The sequence below is a fragment of the Allosphingosinicella sp. genome (assembly GCF_059502505.1).
This window is the reverse complement of record NZ_JCACEU010000016.1, coordinates 413,221-434,078: the sequence shown is the minus strand read 5'-3', so window position 1 is coordinate 434,078 and position 20,858 is coordinate 413,221. Positions and strand designations below refer to the sequence as shown.

The 20,858-nt window shown below is 66.3% G+C and carries 22 protein-coding genes; 9 read left to right on the top strand and 13 right to left on the bottom strand.

Features of this window, described 5'->3' with window-relative positions; translation table 11 throughout:
* Positions 1-127: 127 nt before the first annotated feature.
* The 9 genes from otsA to AC5JBD_RS10420 form a co-directional block, all read right to left on the bottom strand.
* Entirely contained in the window at positions 128-1,549 is a 1,422-nt protein-coding gene (otsA, locus tag AC5JBD_RS10460) for an alpha,alpha-trehalose-phosphate synthase (UDP-forming) (RefSeq protein WP_495721733.1), read from the bottom strand.
* The gene (locus tag AC5JBD_RS10455; RefSeq protein WP_495721732.1) at positions 1,546-3,330 is read right to left on the bottom strand and encodes a glycoside hydrolase family 15 protein; all 1,785 of its coding nucleotides are present in this window, start codon (positions 3,328-3,330) and stop codon (positions 1,546-1,548) included. The genes otsA and AC5JBD_RS10455 overlap by 4 nt, the downstream gene beginning before the upstream one ends.
* Positions 3,327-4,067, bottom strand: a complete 741-nt coding sequence (gene otsB / locus AC5JBD_RS10450) for a trehalose-phosphatase (protein ID WP_495721731.1) — start codon at positions 4,065-4,067, stop codon at positions 3,327-3,329. Before otsB ends, AC5JBD_RS10455 begins: the two co-directional genes overlap by 4 nt.
* Positions 4,068-4,106: 39 nt before the next feature.
* On the bottom strand, positions 4,107-4,586 hold the full coding sequence (locus AC5JBD_RS10445; RefSeq protein ID WP_495721730.1) for an SH3 domain-containing protein: 480 nt from the start codon (positions 4,584-4,586) through the stop codon (positions 4,107-4,109).
* A gap of 6 nt (positions 4,587-4,592) precedes the next feature.
* Positions 4,593-5,999, bottom strand: a complete 1,407-nt coding sequence (locus tag AC5JBD_RS10440; protein WP_495721729.1) for an NAD(P)H-dependent flavin oxidoreductase — start codon at positions 5,997-5,999, stop codon at positions 4,593-4,595.
* A 51-nt stretch (positions 6,000-6,050) separates the two neighbouring features.
* A complete protein-coding gene (locus tag AC5JBD_RS10435; protein WP_495721728.1) occupies positions 6,051-7,202 on the bottom strand; it encodes a glycosyltransferase family 4 protein in 1,152 nt (383 codons plus the stop codon).
* A 339-nt stretch (positions 7,203-7,541) separates the two neighbouring features.
* Complete coding sequence (locus tag AC5JBD_RS10430) at positions 7,542-8,036, bottom strand: AAA family ATPase (RefSeq protein WP_495721727.1); 495 nt, start codon at positions 8,034-8,036, stop codon at positions 7,542-7,544.
* Between the two features lie 463 nt (positions 8,037-8,499).
* On the bottom strand, positions 8,500-8,862 hold the full coding sequence (locus AC5JBD_RS10425) for a hypothetical protein (RefSeq protein ID WP_495721726.1): 363 nt from the start codon (positions 8,860-8,862) through the stop codon (positions 8,500-8,502).
* Between the two features lie 136 nt (positions 8,863-8,998).
* Positions 8,999-9,379 carry a PilZ domain-containing protein gene (locus AC5JBD_RS10420; RefSeq protein ID WP_495721725.1) on the bottom strand — a complete coding sequence of 127 codons (381 nt, stop codon included), beginning with the start codon at positions 9,377-9,379 and terminating at the stop codon, positions 8,999-9,001.
* A 115-nt stretch (positions 9,380-9,494) separates the two neighbouring features.
* Here AC5JBD_RS10420 and AC5JBD_RS10415 point away from each other — a divergent pair, with 115 nt between their 5' ends.
* A complete protein-coding gene (locus AC5JBD_RS10415; protein WP_495721724.1) occupies positions 9,495-9,971 on the top strand; it encodes a response regulator in 477 nt (158 codons plus the stop codon).
* 12 nt (positions 9,972-9,983) lie between these two features.
* Here the strand turns inward: AC5JBD_RS10415 and AC5JBD_RS10410 are convergent, their stop codons facing one another.
* Together AC5JBD_RS10410 and AC5JBD_RS10405 are read right to left on the bottom strand one after the other, a co-directional pair.
* Positions 9,984-10,265, bottom strand: a complete 282-nt coding sequence (locus tag AC5JBD_RS10410; protein ID WP_495721723.1) for a GNAT family N-acetyltransferase — start codon at positions 10,263-10,265, stop codon at positions 9,984-9,986.
* Positions 10,258-11,127: an alpha/beta fold hydrolase gene (locus tag AC5JBD_RS10405; RefSeq protein WP_495721722.1), complete on the bottom strand. Its 870-nt coding sequence runs from the start codon at positions 11,125-11,127 to the stop codon at positions 10,258-10,260. The genes AC5JBD_RS10410 and AC5JBD_RS10405 overlap by 8 nt, the downstream gene beginning before the upstream one ends.
* Positions 11,128-11,163: 36 nt before the next feature.
* Here AC5JBD_RS10405 and AC5JBD_RS10400 point away from each other — a divergent pair, with 36 nt between their 5' ends.
* Positions 11,164-12,564: a protein adenylyltransferase SelO family protein gene (locus AC5JBD_RS10400; RefSeq protein ID WP_495721721.1), complete on the top strand. Its 1,401-nt coding sequence runs from the start codon at positions 11,164-11,166 to the stop codon at positions 12,562-12,564.
* Between the two features lie 51 nt (positions 12,565-12,615).
* Entirely contained in the window at positions 12,616-14,052 is a 1,437-nt protein-coding gene (gene astD, locus AC5JBD_RS10395) for a succinylglutamate-semialdehyde dehydrogenase (RefSeq protein ID WP_495721720.1), read from the top strand.
* Between the two features lie 89 nt (positions 14,053-14,141).
* Here the strand turns inward: astD and AC5JBD_RS10390 are convergent, their stop codons facing one another.
* The gene (locus AC5JBD_RS10390) at positions 14,142-15,659 is read right to left on the bottom strand and encodes a replicative DNA helicase (protein ID WP_495721719.1); all 1,518 of its coding nucleotides are present in this window, start codon (positions 15,657-15,659) and stop codon (positions 14,142-14,144) included.
* A gap of 116 nt (positions 15,660-15,775) precedes the next feature.
* Here AC5JBD_RS10390 and AC5JBD_RS10385 point away from each other — a divergent pair, with 116 nt between their 5' ends.
* From AC5JBD_RS10385 to lexA, 5 genes are all read left to right on the top strand, one after another.
* A complete protein-coding gene (locus AC5JBD_RS10385) occupies positions 15,776-16,240 on the top strand; it encodes a UPF0262 family protein (protein WP_495721718.1) in 465 nt (154 codons plus the stop codon).
* 49 nt (positions 16,241-16,289) lie between these two features.
* Positions 16,290-16,844 carry a dCTP deaminase gene (dcd, locus tag AC5JBD_RS10380; protein WP_495721717.1) on the top strand — a complete coding sequence of 185 codons (555 nt, stop codon included), beginning with the start codon at positions 16,290-16,292 and terminating at the stop codon, positions 16,842-16,844.
* 8 nt (positions 16,845-16,852) lie between these two features.
* Positions 16,853-17,437, top strand: a complete 585-nt coding sequence (locus tag AC5JBD_RS10375) for an anthranilate synthase component II (protein ID WP_495721716.1) — start codon at positions 16,853-16,855, stop codon at positions 17,435-17,437.
* 80 nt (positions 17,438-17,517) lie between these two features.
* Positions 17,518-18,252 carry a methanethiol S-methyltransferase gene (gene mddA, locus AC5JBD_RS10370; protein ID WP_495721715.1) on the top strand — a complete coding sequence of 245 codons (735 nt, stop codon included), beginning with the start codon at positions 17,518-17,520 and terminating at the stop codon, positions 18,250-18,252.
* A 75-nt stretch (positions 18,253-18,327) separates the two neighbouring features.
* Positions 18,328-18,987 carry a transcriptional repressor LexA gene (lexA, locus tag AC5JBD_RS10365; RefSeq protein ID WP_495721714.1) on the top strand — a complete coding sequence of 220 codons (660 nt, stop codon included), beginning with the start codon at positions 18,328-18,330 and terminating at the stop codon, positions 18,985-18,987.
* Between the two features lie 68 nt (positions 18,988-19,055).
* Here the strand turns inward: lexA and AC5JBD_RS10360 are convergent, their stop codons facing one another.
* On the bottom strand, positions 19,056-19,751 hold the full coding sequence (locus AC5JBD_RS10360) for an HAD family hydrolase (RefSeq protein WP_495721713.1): 696 nt from the start codon (positions 19,749-19,751) through the stop codon (positions 19,056-19,058).
* 117 nt (positions 19,752-19,868) lie between these two features.
* On the opposite strand from AC5JBD_RS10360, the gene AC5JBD_RS10355 reads away from it, so the two are divergent.
* On the top strand, positions 19,869-20,858 hold the full coding sequence (locus tag AC5JBD_RS10355) for a YihY/virulence factor BrkB family protein (protein WP_495721712.1): 990 nt from the start codon (positions 19,869-19,871) through the stop codon (positions 20,856-20,858).

The following is a 20,858-nucleotide window of genomic DNA, read 5'->3' as shown; positions in this document are numbered from 1 at the left end:
CGCTTGATTGCGCTGCTGCTGGTCCCGACACGCATGCACTGGCCCTTCCCGACGCTGCATCAGCGCCTCCGCCCTGCAAGGGTTCCGGAAAGAAGAAAGTGAACGCCGGCTTAGGACTCTTTCGCGCTCAGCCGGCGCCTTGGGCCCGGCCCGCCTCATCCGAGGGTTGGGCGGCCTTGCCTTGCAGCGCCTCCACGAAATTGCGGCGCCACCAGACCACGTCCTCGCGGGCGACGCTTTCGTGAAGCGCGCGCCAGCGGCGGATGCGCTCCTCCTTGGGCATCTCCAGCGCGCGCATGATCGCGTCGCTGATCTCCTCCTTGCTGTACGGATTGACCAGCAAGGCGTCCTTCAGCTGCAGCGCGGCGCCGGCGAAGCGGGAGAGGATCAGGACGCCCGGATCCTCCGGGTCCTGCGCCGCGACATATTCCTTGGCCACCAGGTTCATGCCGTCGCGAAGGGGGGTGATGAGCGCGATCTCGGACGCGCGGTAGAAGCCGGCCAGGTCCTCGCGGTCATAGCCCTGGTTGACGTAGCGGATCGGCACCCAGTCGACATGGGCGAACTCGCCGTTGATGCGGCCGGATAGCTCGTCGAGGTCCTCGCGGATGATCTCGTAGGTGTGGACCTCGCCGCGCGAGGGCGGCGCGATCTGGAGGAGGAAGACCTCGCCCTGGCATTCCTCATGCTCCTCCAGGAAGCGGCGGTAGCCGAGGAAGCGCTCCTCCAGGCCCTTGGAGTAATCGAGCCGGTCGACGCCGATGATCGTGTGCCTTCCGGCGGCGCTGGCCCTGAGGCGGTCATAGGCGCGCTGGGCACCCTCGCTGCGGGCGGCCTCGCTGAACTCGGCATAGTCGATGCCGATCGGATAGGCGGCGGCGTGGACGGAGCGGTCGCCGACATGGATCGTGCCGTCGTCGTCGCAATGGCCGCCCAGCTCGCGGGTGACATAGTGGCGGAAGCTCTCCAGCCACTCCTCGGTCTGGAAGCCGATCACGTCATAGGCGAGCAGCGAGAGGACAAGCCCCTCGTGGAAGGGCAGCGACACCATCAGCCGGGAGGGCGGGAACGGAATGTGGAGGAAGAATCCGATGCGGTTGCGGACGCCCCGCTCCCTCAGTTGGGCGCCGAGCGGGATTAGGTGGTAGTCGTGAACCCAGATCAGGTCGTCCGGCTCGATCAGCGGCGCCACCGTCTCGGCGAAGCGCTCGTTCACCCGCTCATAGCCGCCGGCGAAGCTTCGGTCATATTCGGCGAGGTCGATGCGGTAGTGGAAGAGCGGCCAGAGCGTGCGGTTGGCGTAGCCGTTATAATATTCGTCGACGTCCTGTTCCTCGAGGTCGATCGTAGCGGAAGTCACGCCCTCGTGGCGCTGAAACTCGATATGGCCGGTAAACTCCTCGGTCTTGTTGCCCGACCAGCCGAACCAGAGGCCGCGATATTCCCTGAGCGCTGCCGACAGCGCCACCGCCAGCCCGCCCTGCGCGCCGCCCTCACCCTGGGGACGCGGCGCGGCGACGCGGTTCGAGATGACGATCAGGCGGCTCATCTGACGGCGCTCCACGGCTTGGAGAGAAGCACGGCACAGTTGATCAACCCCACCAGCGAATATGTCTGCGGATAGTTGCCCCACAGCTCTCCGGTAACGAAATCGGTATCCTCCGAAAGGAGGCCCGCCGGCGTCAGCCGCTCGAGCATCCGCTCGTAGAGAAGCCGCGCCTCCTCGCCGCGCCCGGCCAGATGCAGCGCCTCGATCAGCCAGAAGGTGCAGAAATTGAACGCCGTCTCCGGCAGCCCGAAATCGTCCTCGGCGGCGTAGCGCAGCATATGCTCGCCGCGCCTCAGGCCCTTCTCCACCGCCTCGAAGGTGGCGCGGAAGCGCGGATCGTCGGGCTCCAGGAAGCGCATGTCGACGAGCTGGAGCAAACTGGCGTCAAGCTCGCCGCCGCCGAACGTGGCGCCGAAGCGCTCCTCCGGCGCGAACCACGCCGCCTGCTCGATGCGGGCGCGGACCCGGTCGGCCCGCTCCCGCCAGTGCGCCGCCCGCTCCCCCAGCCCGAGCGCCTCGGCCGCATTGCCGAGCCGGTCGCAGGCCGCCCAACTCATCACCGAGCTGTAGGTATGGACGGAACTTCGCGTGCGATATTCCCACAGTCCCGCATCGGGCTGGTCGTGCATCGCCCAGGCCCGCTCGCCGACCTGCTCGAGGGCGTGGAAATCGTCGACGGTGGCGGTCCGGAACAGCCGCTGGTCGAAGAATGCCTGGGCGTTGGACAGCACGATTTGGCCGTAGGCGTCATGCTGCGCCTGGGTATAGGCGGCATTGCCGACGCGGACGGGACCCATGCCGCGATAGCCGGCCAGTCCCTGCGCCTCCCACTCCTCCAGCCGCTTCTCTCCCGAAACGGAGTAGAGCGGCTGGATCTGCCCTCCCTCCGACTGGTCGACGATGTTGCGCAAATAGCTGAGATAATTCTCCAGCACGTCGAGCGCGCCGAGCCGGTTCAGCGCCTGGACGGTGTAATAGGCATCGCGGATCCAGCAGTAGCGATAGTCCCAGTTGCGCCCCGAATTGGCCGCCTCCGGTATCGAGGTGGTGAGCGCGGCGACGATCGCCCCGGTCTCCTCATGCTGACAGAGCTTCAGCGTAATCGCCGCGCGGATGACGACGCTCTGCCATTCGAGCGGAATGGCGAGACCCCTCACCCAGTCCCGCCAATGGTCCGATGTCTGGTGGAGCATCGCGGCGAGCACATGGCCGACATTGCCGACAAACGGCTCGTCGGGACCGAGGAAGAAATGAAGTGGCTTCTCCAGCCGGAAGCTGCGTCCCTCCATGATCTGCCCCACCGGCGCGTCGGTGGTGAGCCTCAGCGGCTGCGGCTTCAGCAGGAAGCGGATGTGGTTGCTGCCGCTGGTCCGCTCGGCGGACTTGCCGCCCCAGTTGGTCGCCGGGTCGAGCAGCACGCGCAGCCGCGGCGCACCCTGGATCGGTCGAACGATCCGCACGAACGCCACCGGCCGATAGGTGCGACCGCTCTTCTCGAAGCGCGGGCAGAAGTCGAACACCTCTGCCACAGCCCCATCCGCATCGGTGAGGCGCGTGACGAGCACCGGCGTGTTGCGCAGGTAGCGCTGCTCGACCTTCACCTGACTCTCGAGCGCGAGCCGCCACTCGCCGAGCACATTCTCTCCTTTGGGCGAGAGCAGAGAGCAGAAGAGTGGATCGCCGTCCACCCGCGGCGCGCAGGCCCAGGTGAAGCCGGCCTCGCTGTCGACGAGGGCGCTCACCTGGCAATTGCCGATCGGCCAGAGCCGGAGATCGGTCATCGCTCAGCCAGCTTCTGCAGCCAAGCGGCGACATCGGCGACGCCCTCCAGCCGCCACTTCGCCGCCGTCGCGCGCGCCGGTCCCACCAGCACGCCGCCGCCGCCCAGATCGGCCGCCGCGCTGAACGCATCTTCATCAGTCTGGTCGTCGCCCACGAACACAGGACGCGCGCCTGCGAATTCCGGTTCCGTCATCAACGCCCTCAGCGCGTCGCCCTTGTCGGCGCCCGGCGGGCGGAGCTCGGCGACCATCTTGCCCTGCTGGAGGGTGAGGCCCGTGGACCCGGCGAGCCCGGTCATGAAGGCGTGCACCTCATCCGCCCGTTCGGGAGCCTTGCGGTAATGGATGGCGATGCTGAACGGCTTTTCCTCGACGAGGAGGCCCGGAATGGCTCCGGCAAAGCGCAGGCTCCGCTCCCGGGCATGATCGAGGCCGCGGGGCACGGCAAGGGGAACGAAGCTGCCGTCGCGGAGGCGAAGCTCGAGGCCGTGCGAGCCGGAGACGGCGAGGCCGGCACAGGAGAGATGCCGCTCGAGGTCGCGGATGGCGCGGCCGCTGATGAGGGCGAGGCGGCCGTTCAGCTTCTGCGACAGGGTGCCGAGGAGCGGCGACAGGTGCGGCGGCACGCGGATCGCATCGGGCGTCTCGGCGAGCTCGACCAGGGTCCCGTCGAAGTCGAGGAACAGGGCGATGTCGTCGATCTGGTCAGGCGGCGGCGCCAGGCTCGGCTCGGGCATGCTTCGCCCGTGGCAAGCCGGGCGCGGAAACTCAAGCGATCAGAAGCTTTCGCCCGGATCGGTGCCCCAGATGTTGCCGGTACGGATGAAGCCGCCGCGCTCGCCGACGTCGAAGCGGCACCAGTCGACCGTGCATTCCGACAGACGGCCGACGACGCCGGGCTCAGCACGGTAGCGGATCTTGGATTCGGCCCGAGGCGCTTCATGCAGCGGCACCGGCGCATTGCCGCGCACAATCGCGGTGCGGGTGTCGCTGAGCAGGTTGACCAGCATCCAGCCGGTGGTGCCGTCCGGATCCTGGACCTTGCGCCAGCTCGGATAGACCTCGACCACCTTGATCGGCAAATCGGCGCGCTTGTAGAGCCAGGTGGCGGGATAGTTGCGGCCGGGCCCGGTGCGCATCATCGCCTCGCCCGCCGAGATCGACGCCCAATAAGGTGTCTTCTTCTCCTGCGCCTGAGCGGCCGGAACGGTCGCGATTCCGGCCAGCAGCAGAGCAAAAGCGATGAGCTTGCGCATCGGTTTCTAGTCCCCTGTCTGGATGCGTTCGACGAGCTGCTTCACGGTCGGCACGAAGCCGTTCGAATAGAAGGGATCCTTCTTGAAGCGGAAGGCGGAGTGGCCGGCGAACATGAGGTTCTCCTCGACCGGCCCGCCATGGGCGATGTCCTGTAGCGTCTTCTGGATGCAGAAGGAGCGCGGGTCGGCGAGACGTCCGGTCGAATTCTTCTCATTGTCCGCCCAGGAGGAGAAGGCGCACTGGCTGAGGCAGCCCATGCAATCCGCCTGATCCTTGCGGATGATCGTCTTCTCCTCGGGCGTGACGAAGACGAGGGTCTCGTCCGGCGTCTTGAGGGCTTCGGTGTAGCCCTGGGCATACCATTCGCGAGCATGCAGCAGGTCGCCGCGGGTGACCCAGTAATTCTTCTTGGCGCCGACGCCCACGTCGAGCTGGAAGCAATGATCGCCCAGCTCCTCCTTGGTGAAGGCGACCTGGCGGTGCGAGCGCGCCTCGAGGTTGCGGAGGAAGGGATTGCGCACCGCCGAGGAATAGAAGCCGGTCGGCGAGAAGCGGTGAAGGAGGACGTCCCCTTCCTCCAGCGTCATCAGCCTTTGCTTCCACTCGTCCGGAATGGGACTTTCTTGGGTCAGCAAGGGACGGGTGCCGAACTGGAAGACAATCTGGCCGAGCTCAGGATTGTCGATCCAGTCGTTCCATTCCTTCAAATCCCAGACGCCGCCGGCCATCACGATCGGCACGTCGTCGGAGATGCCGCCCTGCCGCATCGTATCGCGCAGTGCCTTCACGCGCGGATAGGGGTCCTGCGGGACGAGCGGGTCCTCGGCATTGGACAGGCCGTTATGGCCGCCCGCTAGCCATGGGTCTTCGTAGACCACCGCTCCGAGCCACTCCGCAGCCTTGGAATAAGCGCGCTTCCAGAGCGCGCTGAAGGCGCGCGCCGAGCTGATGATCGGCAGATAATTGACGCCATAGGAGGCGGCGATCTCGGAGAGCTTGTAGGGCATGCCGGCGCCGCAGGTGACGCCGGCGACCATGCCGCGGGTCCGCTCCAGGACGCCGTGGAGAATGCGCTGCGCGCCGCCCATTTCCCAGAGCACGTTGATGTTGATGGCACCCTTGCCGTCCGCCATCTCGTAGGCGCGGCGGACCTGCTCGGTGGCGCCGGCGATAGCGTAGTTGATCAGCTCCTCGTGCCGGTCGCGGCGGGTGAGAGCATGGTAGATCTGGGGGATGATCTTGCCTTCGGGATCGTAGCTGTCGGCATTGACGGCCGAGACCGTACCGATGCCGCCGGCAGCGGCCCAGGCGCCGGAGCTCAGGTGATTGGTCGCCGAGACCCCTTTGCCGCCCTCCACCAGCGGGAGCACCTCACGGCCTGCATAGCGGATCGGCCGAATACCTTTGAACAATCAGACCTCCAGAAAGAGCGCGGCGGCTATACGCCTGAAGCGGCGAAGCCGTCAAAAACTGTTCGACTGTGGAATGAACGCACAAGCATCGCCGATCGTCTCACCATAAAGGCGGGCGTAGCGCTCGATCATGCGGCGTTCGTCATAGTCTGCGACGGCGAGCGCCCGATTGGCGCGGCCGATCGCGCGTCTCAAGTCGGGACGTTCGGCAAGACTGTCAAGCGCCTGGGAGAAGGCGGATTCGTCCTCGGGCTCGACGATCAGTGGGCGATTGTCCGCCGAGACCATCGCGCCGATGTCGCCAACGTCGGTGGCGACGACCGGCAGTCCCGCCGCCATCGCTTCGACCAGCGAGATCGGAAACTGCTCGCTGTCAGAAGACAAAGCGAAGATGTGGAAGCGGCCCACGTAGCGCGCCGGGTCGGGCAGGAACCCGGGGAGGATCACGCGATCGGCAACCCCGCAAATGCGCGCCTCGGCCATGATCCGTTCGCCTTCCGGCCCCTCCCCCACGATCACCAGGCGCGCGTTCTTGAAGCGCATCCCTGCAAGGGCGCGCACGAGGCGCGGCAGGTTCTTGACGGCGCGAAGGCCGGCGACTGTGCCGATCACCACTTCGCCGTCGCGCCTGCCAAGGCCGGGAAGCGCGTCCTCGGCGGGAGCAGCGGCATAAGAAGCGACGGAGATGCCGTTCGGGATGCGCTCGACGCGCTCCGTCGGCTGCGCCCAAGTGGTGCGCGCGATCTTCTCGAGCCGCTGCGAGGGCACGATCAGCTTGTGCGCGGCCGAGAGGCCGAGCCGGCGATAGAGGTTGCGGCTGGTCTTCAGCCCCTCCGCCTCGTCCTCGTTGAACCCGTCCTCGTGGTGGACGAGCGGCGGCCCTCGAAACAGGTAGCGCGCCATCACCGCGTCGAACGCGCCCCAATTGTAGGTCAGCACCAGATCGAAGCCGCGCATGTAGCGGGCAAGCCGAAACAGCCGTGCCAGTCCCGGACGACCGGTCAGCGGCGGCGCGTCCTGGGGGAACTCCACGTTGATCCCTGACGCAATGGCCGAGCGGGCGGAAAGCTGGTCCGCCATGCCGCTGAGAATCACGTGCTCGGCCGAATCGCCGAACGCATTCATCAGGCGCACCGCCCGAGCCTCCTTGCCGCCGAGCGCGAAGGTCGAATGAGCGTGGAGGATGCGGACGGGTCGGGTCACAAGCCCCGTTTCTCCAAGGGACACGAGGTGAAGCTTACAAAGCTGACACATGCCATCGCTGTCGGCTTCTCTCGCCGAAGGCGCCGGTTGGGCACGACGGGTTCCACTCCGGCTGCGGGAGCCGAAGCGGCGAGAGCTGGACGGGCGGCGAGGAACATGGGGCGCTTTTCCTGAAGGGCGGTTGAGCATGGCACTAACAGACGCCTGTAGGAAAGCGTCGGCTAACGAGCCATCCTTCCCAAAGACCGGCCCAAATGAGCATTCCGCGGCGAGGGCAAGAAGTGCCCGCGAAATGGCTGGAAAGCGGACGTTTCGAGCCGTGAGTTCACCCGCAGCGGATTATAGCTGGGAGCATTCTTTCAGGATTGCATCGACGACGCTATCGACGGGCGCTGTCGCGTCGATCGGCACTGCGTCGCGTGGCAGATCCTCTCTGGTTGCGTGCAAGCGCCTAATCAGGCGCTGCTCAGCGGGCCTGCTGCCCCACTCGTCTTCCGGTCGAGCAGCGAGCCTCCGGTTGAGCGTGTGAAGATCGACCTCAAGAACGAACACCCGGTCGAAGACATCTATGAAGCAAGGGAAGTTTCGCGAGCCGCCACAGAAGAAGGTCTCGGCAGGACCTTGATCTGCAGCCAAGGCCCTTACCTTACTCACTTCCCAGATGTGGTGCTCGTGGGCGCGCACCTCCAGCGGCTCGCCCGTCACCGGATCGCCCTGGTAGGCGAGTTCTGTGTCGCCGTTGATCGCGTGATACCCGCGCTCGCGCAGCTCATTGCAGATCGTCGTCTTGCCTGAGCAGGACCCGCCCTCGATCAGATAGTTTCTCCTGCCCATGGTTCGCCTTTAGCGCATTTGTCTTCAACGGCGGAAAGGCGCCGCTTGCTCCGGCTGTCTGTAATGGGTCGAAAACGGACTTAGCGTCTGAGCGTCCGACATGGGTGGAAAGCGGACATCGACCGGCTTAGGCATTCCCAATGTTCGTGATTGAAGATGAGTGGCACGCTGAGTGGGTCGGCGAATATCCTAGCCGAGAAGAGGCGGATGAAGAGCTTCGGCGGCTGGCTGCACTGCCGTGGAACGAAGCGCCTAACCTATGCCCCTGCACAAGTTGGCGAACCTGCGGGCGACGCTACCACGTAATCGAATTTGACACCTCGGCCGACCCATGGAGGAGCCTCAGCGATCAGGCGGTTCTTGAGGTCTCAGCAGAGAGAACGGCATGGCTCTCCGACTCGCCACCTGCAGGCTAGGCTGAATGTCCGCAACGGGTCGAACGCGGACGCTCGGCTACAACAGATTACTCGCCCAGCGGTGAGAAAGACGTCTGAATGATGCGCCGCGTGAGGACCATCCCGGTGTCGCTCCGGACAACCACCTCCTGCTCGAGCTTCGGAACGCCTCCCGCGCAGGTGGCCGCGATGCCGAGCGCGCGGGTCAGGCCGTCGCGCTGCGCCTCCGGCATGGGTAGCCAGGATTCCTGCGCGATCATCACCTCGACGGGGCTGTTGACGACTACGGCACCACTCTTCGTGGCTTGCGTCACCGCGGCCTGGGCATCTTCGCAGACTTTTTTGGGCAGGGCCGTTGCAACCTTAGGGGGCGCTGCCTGATCGCACCCGGCGAGTAGCGCAATGGTCGCCACCAGCGCTATGCGCCGCACTTCTGCTCCCTTCGCCCACATGCGGCGTCCATTACAGTCATGGAGCGGGTGAGCACCATTTTTCTTTGGAACGTCCAATCGGCGACAGCCGACGTCCGCTGTCAGCGCTCGCGGTCAGGCGCGACGCGAAGCCCGATCACCTCTTCCTGCGCGTCGTCACGAACTCACCGTGCGACTGGTGCAAGCGGCGCACGAGTCCAGGCGCGAGCGGGTGGGTGAACTTCAGGCCGACGCTCATGCGTTCGACCCACCGCACCTCCGCCTCGACGAAATTCTCCCTGCCGAAGCAGACGGTGATGAACGAGCCGACATCGAGCGGCTCGTCACAAAGCCCGGACGCGCCGCCGCACGACAGATCGCGCAGGCGGATCGAGCAATTCATTTTGCCTGCCAGAACCTGGAACGGGTGACCCCGGAAGGGAACGCGCGGGTGGACGCGGAGGCTTTCGGGCGAATCCACGGGTGGGGGCGCTCCCACCCGAGCAGCAGCGCTAGATGTCTGTTCGCGGCTCAGCATCGGTCCTCGTCTGCTCGTCCGGGAAGCCTAGCCATTGATCCTGAAGGCTTTGTTAAGGTCGCGCCGCGACGCGGGTAAGGAACGGGAAACGCATTCGCGATTATGCACTGGCGTCATGGAACAGTTGCACGACGACTTTTCGGAAACGCCGCAGACCGAGTGGGTCGAAGCGAGCCAGTCGGTTTCACCGGAGCAGCTCAAGGTCCTGGTCGTCGACGACGACGAGATGATGCGGCGCCTCGTCGGGCGCGCACTCGCCGGTCTCGGTTTCACCCAGGTTCTTGTCGCCGAAGACGGAAGCGAGGGCGTTGCCGCGGCTGCGCGGGAGCGGCCGGACATCATCATCTCCGACTATCACATGCCCGGAATGCACGGGCTGCAGATGGTCGAGACGCTGCGCGGCGACAGCTCGCTCGACCACGCGATCATCATCATGCTGAGCGCAGCAGACGATCAGCAGGTCATCGAGCAGGCTCGTGATTTCGGCGCCGATACCTTCATCGTGAAGCCGTTCGCGCGCGCCGACCTGAAGCGGCTCATCGACACCCTCTATGGGCGGTTCAACTGCGCCAAGATCCGCTGGCCGAATTGAAAAGCCGCTCCGTCAGGCGAGCAGGTCCTGCGCGTCCGGATGCGTATCGATATAATGACGGACGAATGCGCAGAGCGGGACGAGCTTGAGGCCGCGGCGGCGGACGTCGTCTAGCGCTCCAGCGACGAGGCGCTTGCCGATGCCCTGCCCTTCCAGTTCCTCCGGCACCTCGGTGTGGGTGAAGCGGATCACGTCGCCGTCGAGCTTGTAGGCGGCGAGCGCAAGGGCGCCGTCGACGCGCAGCTCATATTGATGCCGGGCTTCGTTGTTCGAGACAGTGCCTTGTTCAGCCATTCGCTTTCTCCACCCGCGCAAGAAGATCCTCGATCGCGCAGACAGCCTCCGGTTCGTCGAGTGTCGGAGCGTGGCCGACGGCGGGGACCGTGACTGCCTCCATCGTCGGGTTCTGCTCCAGCATCCTGGCGACGGTCGCCTCGTCGAGCAGATCGGATATCTCGCCGCGGACCACCAGCGACGGCACGCCGTTCAGACCCTCGAAAGCCTGCCAGAGATCGAAGCCGGTGGCGCCGCCGGGGATCTTGAAAGGCTCGGCGATGCGCATGTCATAGTCGAAGGTGATGCGTCCGTTCGCCGTCAGCTTGCAGACGCGCTTGGCGTGGACCAGCCATTGTTCGAGCGGCCAGCCGGGATAGACGTCGCCCAGCATCTCCTGGAAATGGCGCGCCGCGTGGAGCCAGGTCGGCCAGCTTTGCGAGCGGCCGACATAGCCGCGGATGCGTTCCAGGCCGCGCTCGACCAGCACCGGGCCGATGTCGTTGATCATCGCGCCGGCGATGCGCCTGTTGTCGCTCATTGCGAGCAGCATGGTGATGAGGCCGCCGAGCGAGGTGCCGAACAGGACGAAGCGGGCGAGGCTTAGTTCGCGGATGAGCGCCTCGATGTCCTGGAGGTAGGTGAGCGGCACATAGCTCATCGGGTCCTTGGCATAGGCGCTCTCGCCGCGGCCGCGCAGGTCGACGCAAATTACGCGCCAATCGCGCGCGAGACGATCCGCAACCCCTTCGAAGTCGCGTGCGTTGCGCGTCAGGCCCGGGATGCAGATGATCGGCGGGCGGCTGTCCGACCCGGCATAATCCCGATAGTGCAGCCTCAGCCCGTCGTTCGACCACCAATAGCCATCGGACCAAGCCGCCATGCAGATATCCCCTGAACTTCGACCCCATATCGACGGATGAGCAGCGCACCGCAAGCGGGGGACTATCGCCCCGAGCGCGCCATATTGGAGCTCGGCGACGCCTTCTACGATCCGGTGGCGGCGGCAGACTTCCCGCAGACCATTCTCAGGTTCCGCAACCAGCGCTGGGCGGAGGCGGTGGGCCTGGCAAATTTGTCGGACGCGGAATGGCTGCGGCATTTCGGACGGTTCCAGCCGCTGCCCGACACGCTGCCGCAGCCGCTGGCGCTGCGCTATCACGGGCACCAGTTCCGCGTGTACAATCCCGACATCGGCGACGGGCGCGGCTTCCTCTTCGCGCAGCTGCGGGACGGGGCGGATCGCCTGCTCGACCTCGGCACCAAGGGATCGGGGCAGACGCCCTACAGCCGCTTCGGCGACGGGCGGCTGACCTTGAAGGGCGGTGTGCGGGAAGTGCTTGCGACCGAGATGCTGGAGGCGCTCGGCGTTCAAACGTCGAAGACTTTCTCGCTCATCGAGACGGGCGAGGCGCTGGAGCGGAACGACGAACCCTCCCCCACCCGCGCCGCGGTGCTGGTGCGGCTTCAGCACAGCCATATCCGGATCGGGACGTTTCAGCGGCTGGCCTTCCTGGGCGAGACCGAAAATCTTGCCAGGCTGAACGATTACTGCCTCCGCCATTATTATGGCGAGGCGGGAGGAGAGGATGGCCCGGCGCGACTGCTCGCTCATGTGGCGCGGGCGACGGCGAGGCTGGCGTCCTCCTATGTCGCCGCGGGTTTCGTGCACGGGGTGCTCAACAGCGACAATATCGCGATCACGGCTGAGAGCTTCGACTACGGCCCGTGGCGCTGGACGCCTTTCTGGGACGGGCGGTTCACCGCCGCCTATTTCGATCATGCGGGGCTCTACGCCTTCGGCCGGCAGCCCGAGGCGATCCATTGGGATCTGGTCCAGCTCGCCTCCTCTCTCCGCCACCTCGCCGAGGAGGACGCGCTGATGCCAGCGCTGCAGCTTTACGGGCCGACCTTCCAGCAGGCGCTGAGGGAGGCGGTCTGCGCGCGTCTGGGGGTCGTGGCGCAGGGCGAGGAGGCGGACAATGCGCTGCTCGCCGGCATCGAAGCGGGGCTCGGGCGGCACGACGTGACCATCGATCGCTTCTTCTTCGACTGGCGGGGCGGGCGGCGGCGCGGCCCCTCGCCCGCCGATGCGCGCTATGACGGCGACGCTTTCGCCGGCTTCCGGAGCCTGATAGCCGATTATCAACCTGCCGCTGCTACGGACCATCCCTATTGGTCAGACGCCGAGCCCTGCTCGATGCATATCGAGGAGGTGGAGGCGATTTGGTCCCGGATCGACGAGGCGGACGACTGGTCCGCTCTCGAGGCGAAGATTGCCGCGATACGCAGGATGGGCGAGGCGATGGGCCAAACTTGACGCGGGTCGCGCAAAGATGCTGGGGCGGTGGCAAGGACGTGAAGAGGACAGATGGCAGAGACGCTTAGCTCCCTAGAGCCGGCGACGGGCGAGACGCTCTGGACGGGTGAAGTCGGCGACGCCGATCGCGAGGTCGCCGCCGCCCGCGCCGCCTGGTCTGCCTGGGCCGCGCGCCCCCTCGCCGTTCGCGTCGAGACGCTGCGCCGCTTCGCCAACACGGTGCGCGGGCAGAAGGAGAAGTTCGCGGACCTCATCGCCCGCGAGACCGGCAAGCCGGTGTGGGAAGCGCTCACCGAGGTCGATGCCGTCGTCAACAAGGTCGACATCTCGGTCTCGGCTTATGCCGAGCGGACGTCGCAGCGGCGGCTCGAAGGGTCGCTCGGCGCCAAGGTCGCGGTCCGCCACAAGCCGCATGGCGTGCTGGCCGTGCTCGGGCCCTACAACTTTCCGGCCCACCTGCCCAACGGCCACATCGTCCCCGCCTTGCTCGCCGGCAATGCGGTGGTGTTCAAGCCGAGCGAGAAGACGCCGGCGGTCGGCGAATATCTGGTCAGGCTGTTCCACGAGGCGGGCGTGCCGGAAGGCGTGGTGCGCTGCCTGATCGGCGGGCCGGATCAGGGCAAGGCGCTGGCGGCGCATCCCGGTATCGACGGGCTGCTGTTCACCGGATCGGCGCGGGCCGGCATGGCGCTCCACCGCCAGTTCGCCGAGGCGCCGCACAAGATCCTCGCGCTCGAGCTCGGCGGCAACAATCCGCTGATCGTCTGGGACATGGCCGACACGTTCACCGCGGCGACAATCGCGGTCCAGTCCGCCTTCCTCAGCGCCGGGCAGCGCTGCACGGCGGCGCGGCGGCTGATCGTCAAGGATGGCGGGCATGAGGAACTGGTCGAGGCGGTGACGAAGCTGGCCGAGCGGCTGATCGTCGACCAGCCGCACGCCAATCCGCCGCCCTTCATGGGACCGGTGATCGATAACCAGGCGGCCGACCAGCTCCAGGAGGGCTTCCTCGAGCTGATGTTGAAGGGCGGCCGGCCGCTCAAGCATCTCGACCGGCCGGACGAGAAGAAGCCGTTCCTGACACCGGCGGTGATCGACGTGACCGGCATCGCCAACCGCCCCGATGCGGAGCTGTTCGGGCCGATCCTCCAGGTCGTGCGGGTGCCGGATTTCGACGCGGCATTGGTGGAGGCCAATGCGACCCGCTACGGTCTCGCCGCATCGCTGATCGGGGGCAGCCCCCAGCTATACGACAAATTCTGGGCCAACGTCCGCGCGGGCGTCGTCAACTGGAACAAGCCGACCAACGGCGCGCCTTCCAACGCGCCGTTCGGCGGCGTCGGTCTCAGCGGCAATCACCGCCCGAGCGCTTATTACGCTGCGGATTATTGCGCCTATCCGGTGACCAGCTCGGAGGCCGAGCAGGCGCGGGCGTCGATCGGTGTCGGCCTTCGCGACCCCTATGCGGCGAACAACCTCGAAGGCTGACGTCATCCCGGCGCGGGCCGGGATCCCAGCGAGAACATGCACCGGGTCTTTTCGCCCTCAGATCCCGGCCTTCGCCGGGATGACGAGATTTACCCCCGCGCCTCGGGCAGGTAGCTGTCCTGAGCGAGGTCGCTGAAGCGGGTGATCTTGCTCTCGAACTGGAGCGTGACCGTGCCGGTGGCGCCGTGGCGCTGCTTGGCGATGATGACTTCGGCCTTGCCGTGGGCGTCGCCCATCGCCCGCTGCCATTCCTCGAACGCCGCGACCGAAGCGGCATCGTCGCCGGCACCCGCCGAGGCTTCCTTGGGCTTGGCGAAATTGACGTAATATTCCTCGCGATAGACGAACATGACGATATCGGCGTCCTGCTCGATCGAGCCGGATTCGCGAAGGTCGGAGAGCTGCGGCCGCTTGTTCTCGCGGCTTTCGACCTGACGGCTGAGCTGGGAGAGCGCCATCACCGGCACGTTCAGCTCCTTGGCGAGCGTCTTGAGGCCGCGTGATATCTCCGAGATCTCCTGGACGCGGTTGCCGTCTGACGCCTTGCCGCTGCCCTGCAGGAGCTGGAGATAGTCCACCACGATGAAGCCGATGTTCCGCTGCCGCTTGAGACGCCGGGCGCGGGTACGGAGCGCGGCGATGGTAAGGCCGGGCGTGTCGTCGATATAGAGCGGCAGGCTCTCCAGCTCGGCGGCGGCGCGGGCGAGGTTGCGGAAATCCTGCTGGCTGATCTTTCCCATGCGCAGGTTTTCGGAGCTGATGCCCGACTGCTCCGACAGGATACGCGTTGCGAGCTGGTCGGCACTCATTTCCAGGCTGAAGAAGGCGACCGCGGCGCCCGCCGACTTCTCGGGGGCGATGCCATCCTCCATGTCCCGCACCAGCCGTTGCGCGGCGTTGAAAGCGATGTTGGTGGCGAGCGAGGTCTTGCCCATGCCGGGACGGCCGGCGAGGATCAGAAGGTCGGAATGGTGGAGGCCGCCGGTCTTGGCGTTGACGCTGTCGAGGCCGGTGGTGACGCCGCTGAGGCCACCGCCGGTGTTGAGCGCCTTCTCGGCGAGCTGCACGGCGAGCTTCGTCGCCTGCGCGAAGCTCTTCACCGAGCCCTCGCCGCCGCCCTCCTCCGCGACGCGATAGAGCGCGCTCTCGGCCGCCTCGATCTGGCCCTTTGGGTCGACATCCTCGCTGGTGTCGAGCGCATTCTCGACCATCTCGCGGCCGACACCGATCAGCGCGCGCAGCAATGCCAGCTCGTAGATCTGCTCGGCGAAATCGCGGGCGCCGATGATCGCGGCGCCGCTGCCGGTCAGCTGGGCGAGATAGGACGGGCCGCCCAGTTCCTTCATCTCCTCGTCCGCCTCGAACAGCGGGCGCAATGTGACCGGGGAAGCGATCATGTTACGGTCGACCAGCTTCAGGATATTCTCGTAGATGCGCGCGTGCAGCGGCTCGAAGAAATGCTCCGCGCGCAGCTTCATCTGGATGTCTTCGGCGAGCCGGTTGTCGATCATTAGCGCGCCGAGCAGCGCCGCCTCCGCCTCGATATTCTGAGGGAGAGCGGGCGGAGTCGGAGCGGGCGCTTCAGCGATTCTGATGATGTCGGCCATGAGCCTATCCTATGCCGCGCGGCAGCTAAGTCATAGCACCGCCAGCAAAGATTTCCGGAACCTTTGTGTGGATGCTTTGTGGATAAACGATGCTGCACTTGCTAACAGCGGCACGCATGGGCGAACCCCGCATCATCGACATCCAGCTCGACACGCGCACGATCATCTGGCGCAATCCGGACGTCGAGCAGGAGCGGCGGATCGCCATCTTCGACCTGCTGGAGAATAACCGCTTTGCGCCTGCCGGTTTCGAGGGGCCGTTCAAGATCCTGCTGCGGGTGGAGGACAACAGGCTCGCCATCGACCTCAAGGATGCGGACGGGCGGGAGCTCGACACAGTCCGCCTCGGCCTCGCCCGCTTCCGGCGCCTGATCCGCGACTATTTCGCGATCTGCGACAGCTACTTCAAAGCGGTGCGATCGGACTCGCCGCACGGGCTCGAGACCGTCGACATGGCTCGCCGGGGCGTCCACAACGAAGCAGCCGAGCTCCTCCAGGAGTGTCTGGAGGGTAAGATCGAGGTCGACTTCGACACCGCGCGCCGCCTCTTCACTTTGATCTGCGTGCTGCACATCAAGTGACGGCCAGCCCGCTTGCCACAAGCGCTCAAGCCGTGAAGAACGCCATCTCATGAGCATCATGTCGGACAAGTGGATTCGGGCCCAGGCGCGCGAGCACGGAATGATTGAGCCGTTCGAGGACGGGCAGAGACGCGAGGGGACCATCAGTTACGGACTGTCGAGCTACGGCTACGACGCCCGCGTCTCCGACGAGTTCAAATTGTTCACCAATGTCGACAACGCCATCGTCGACCCCAAGGATTTCAAGGCCAACAGCTTCGTCGACCGCCAGACCGACGTCTGCATCATCCCGCCGAACAGCTTCGCGCTGGCGCGGACGGTCGAGTATTTCCGAGTGCCGCGCGACGTGCTCGTCATCTGCCTCGGTAAATCGACCTATGCGCGGTGCGGGATCATCGTCAACGTGACGCCGCTGGAGCCGGGCTGGGAGGGGCATGTCACGCTCGAATTCTCCAACACGACGCCCCTACCCGCCAAGGTCTATGCGAATGAAGGCGCGTGCCAGTTCCTGTTCCTGCAGGGCAACGAGCCGTGCGAGACCAGCTATGCCGACCGCGCGGGCAAATATATGGGCCAGAGGGGCGTGACGCTGCCCAAGCTCTGAGCGCAGCGATGATCCTGGTCGTCGACAATTACGACAGCTTCACCTGGAACCTCGTCCATTATCTGCGCGAGCTCGGCGCCGAGGTGCGGGTGGTGAGGAACGACGAGATCGGAGCGGCCGAGGCGATCGCGAGCGGCGCGGCGGGGATCCTCATCTCGCCCGGGCCGGGCACGCCCGACGAAGCGGGTGTTTCGCTGGAACTTGTCGCAGCCTGTGCGGACGCCAGGCGGCCGCTGCTGGGCGTGTGCCTCGGCCACCAGGCGATCGGGCAGCATTTCGGCGGGCGCGTGGTGCGCGCGCCGCTGATGCACGGCAAGACCTGCGATGTGGAGCATGACGGGAGCGGCGTCTTTGCCGGCCTCCCCTCCCCCTTCACCGCAACGCGCTATCACTCGCTCGCGGTGGCGGCGGAGGGCTTGCCCGAGTGCCTGAGCGTCAACGCGACAGCGGCGGACGCGACGGTGCAGGGCTTTCGCCATTGCGAGCTGCCGATCCACGGCGTTCAGTTCCACCCGGAGAGCGTCGCGAGCGAGTGGGGGCACAAGTTGCTCGCCAACTTCCTGGCGATGACGAAACTGAAGAGCTCCTCTTAAGTCGGCTTCCCGACACGGCTTTAGGTCGGATGCGCCGGCTGTGGTAGAAGAGTCGAGACGCATACGGGTGGGAGGGCAAGATGGCTCGGCCGGTCTTTCTCCTTTACGGGGTGATTGCGTATCTGATCTTCTTCGCGACGTTCCTGTACCTGATCGCCTTTGTCGGCGACATTCCGGGAGCGCCGCGAACCGTCGATCGGGGGCCGGAGGCGAGCCTCGGCGCCGCACTCGCCATCGACGTCGCGCTGATCGCTTTGTTCGGGCTTCAGCACAGCGTCATGGCCCGCCAGGGCTTCAAGGCGGTATGGAAGCGGATCGTGCCGGCGCCAGTCGAGCGCAGCACCTACGTCATCTTCGCCAGCCTCGCGCTGATCCTGATGTTCCTGTTCTGGCGGCCGATCGCTACGCCGGTCTGGGAAGTGGAAAGCGCCGGCGCGGTGGTGCTGTGGGCGCTGTTCGCATCGGGATGGCTGATCGTGCTTCTGAGCACGTTCCTGATCAACCATTTCGAATTGTTCGGGCTGCGGCAGGTCTGGTCGAACATGCGCGGTGCGGAGATCCCGGGTCCTATCTTCCGGCAGCCCTTCTTCTACAAGCTCGTCCGCCACCCCCTCTATACCGGCTTCTTCATCGCCTTCTGGGCGACGCCGCGGATGACAGCGGGGCATCTGCTGCTCGCGGTGGGCATGTCCGTCTACATGCTGATCGCGATCCGCTACGAGGAACGCGACCTCGTCGGCCTCTTCGGCCGGGATTATGAGGAATATCGCGGTCGCGTGGGGATGCTGACGCCGCGCATGAGGCGGCGCGCCTGAAGGCGCAGCTTGCCGCTTGACAAGCAGCCGTAACGTTCCTTACACGTTCCGCAAACGTTCTAAGCGGAGCCGGACATGCTGACGCGCAAGCAACATGAGCTTCTTTCCTTCATCCACGGGCGGCTCGGCGAGACGGGCGTGTCGCCGTCGTTCGAGGAGATGAAGGAGGCGCTGGACCTCAAGTCCAAGTCCGGTGTGCACCGGCTGATCTCCGCGCTGGAGGAGCGCGGCTTCATCCGCAGGCTGCCCAACCGCGCGCGCGCGCTCGAGGTGCTGAAGATGCCGGAGCGGGCCGGCGCAAGCAACGTCGTGCCGCTGCGGGCTCCCGCGCCCGCCACCCCGGCGCCGGCGAACGACATCATCGAGCTTCCCCTCCACGGCCGGATTGCGGCGGGCACGCCGATCGAGGCGCTGCAGGGGACGGAAAGCCTGCAGGTGCCGGCGGCCCTGCTCGGGCCGGGCGAGCATTATGCGCTGGAGGTGGCCGGCGATTCCATGGTCGAGGAAGGCATTCTCGACGGCGACTATGCGCTCATCCGCAAGACCGACACCGCCCGCGACGGCGAGATCGTGGTGGCGCTGATCGACAATGAGGAGGCGACGCTCAAGACCTTCCGCCGCGAGGGCCAGATGATCCGCCTCGACCCCGCCAACCGCCGCTACGACCCGCAGCGCTACCGGCCGGACCAGGTGCAGATCCAGGGGCGGCTGTCGGGACTGCTGCGGCGCTACTGAGATCGCGGCCGCGAGGCTGCCTTATTGACGTCACGCTCGCGGAAGAGGACCTCCCTCCCTTGCCCCCATCAGTCGATCCGGTCGATCCAGCTGGCGAGCTCGGCCAAGGTCGGTAGCTCAGCGAAGCGGGGATGGCCCTCGGGCGCGTCGGCGGCTTCGTGGGTCCAGACGAGTTCGAAGGGGATGAAGGCGGCCCAGGCGCCGGCCTCCAGCGCGGGGAGGATGTCGGAGCGCATCGAATTGCCGGCCATCACGGCCTCCTGCGGCGCTGCGCCGTAGCGGGCGAAGACGCGGCGGTAGGTTTCCGCGCTCTTCTCGCTGACGATTTCCACGCCGGTGAAATGGTGGCCGAGGCCGGAGGCGGCGAGCTTCGCCTCCTGGTGATGGAGGTCGCCCTTGGTGACGAGGATCAGCGGCGCGCGCTCGGCGAGTTCCGGCAAGGCGTCCTCGACTCCCGGCAGCATCTCGATCGGATGCGCCAGCATTTCGCGGCCGAGCGCGAGGATATCGCGGACGGTCGCGGCGGGGAGATTGTCGCCGGCCAGGTCCGAGGCGGCTTCGAGCATCGAAAGAATGAAGCCCTTGGCGCCATAGCCGTAGGAGACGAGGTTGCGATGCTCGGTCTCGTCGAGGCGGCGCTGGATCTCGTCGGCCGGCGCGAACGGTGCGAGCAGGCTTGCGAACGCGCCAAAGGTGCGGCGGAAGAAGGTCTCGTTGTGCCAGAGCGTGTCGTCGGCATCGAGGCAGATGAGGCGGATCGGCATGCCGGCGCCGCTAATCCTCCCCGCCTCCCGGCGCCAGCGACTTCTCGGCGTTTGCGCCTTCCGTGGGCCCGCCGCGCATCGTAAGCGGTCCGAAACTGCCTCCTGCCGCAGGGTGAAGTGCTTCAGCGACTCAGGGCCCTCGGGCGCTTCCTCCTCAAACGCACCGGCGATCGCGGGAGGCAGGCGGTCACGCCGGGCGACATACCGATGCTCGGCTGGCGGGACATCGCGATCCGCACCTGGCGCAGCCGGCGCGACGACAACCTGAGCGTGCTGGCGGCCGGCATCGCCTTCTTCGCCTTCCTGGCGCTGTTGCCCCTGATCGCCTCGGCAGCGATGATCTACGGCCTGGTGACCACGCCCGCGCAGGTGCTGGAGGACCTCAGGACATTGATGGTGATCCTGCCGGACGCTGCGCAAGGACCGATCGCGATCAGGATCGCCGAGGTGATCAACGGCGATCGCGGCGGCCCGCTGGCGCTGCTCGGCGCGCTCGTCCTGACGCTTTATGCCGGAGCGCGCGGCACCCAGTCTCTGATCGCGTCCCTCAACATGGTCTATGGCGAGGAGGAGGAAACGCGGTTCGCCCGGCGGTGGAGCCCGCCCGTCCTCCTCGCCATCGGCACCGCAGGTGTGCTTGCGCTGGCGCTCATCGGCATCGCCGCTTTCGGCTACATCGAACCGCTGCTTCCCGGTCGCTCCGCTGCCTTTTGGCTGCTGGTGCGGGTCGCCTCCTGGCTACTGGTCCTCATCGGCTTCGGGCTCGGCAGCGCGGCGCTCTATCGCTATGCGCCCAGTCGACGGCGGGCGCGCTGGCGCTGGATCCTGCCCGGCGCGGCGGCGGCGACTCTGTTGTGGCTGCTGAACGGGGCCGCCTTCGGCCTCTACATTGCCAATTTCGGACGCTATGACGCGACCTACGGGTCGCTCGCCGCCGTCGCCATCCTCCAGATCTGGCTCTATCTGTCCGCCTTCATCTTGCTGCTCGGCGCCAAATTCAACGCCGAGATCGAGCGGCAGACGATGCGGGACACGACCGTTGGCCGGCCCCTCCCCGCGGGGCTCCGCCATGCGCAGAGCGCGGATACGCTCGGCGAGGTGCCCTGA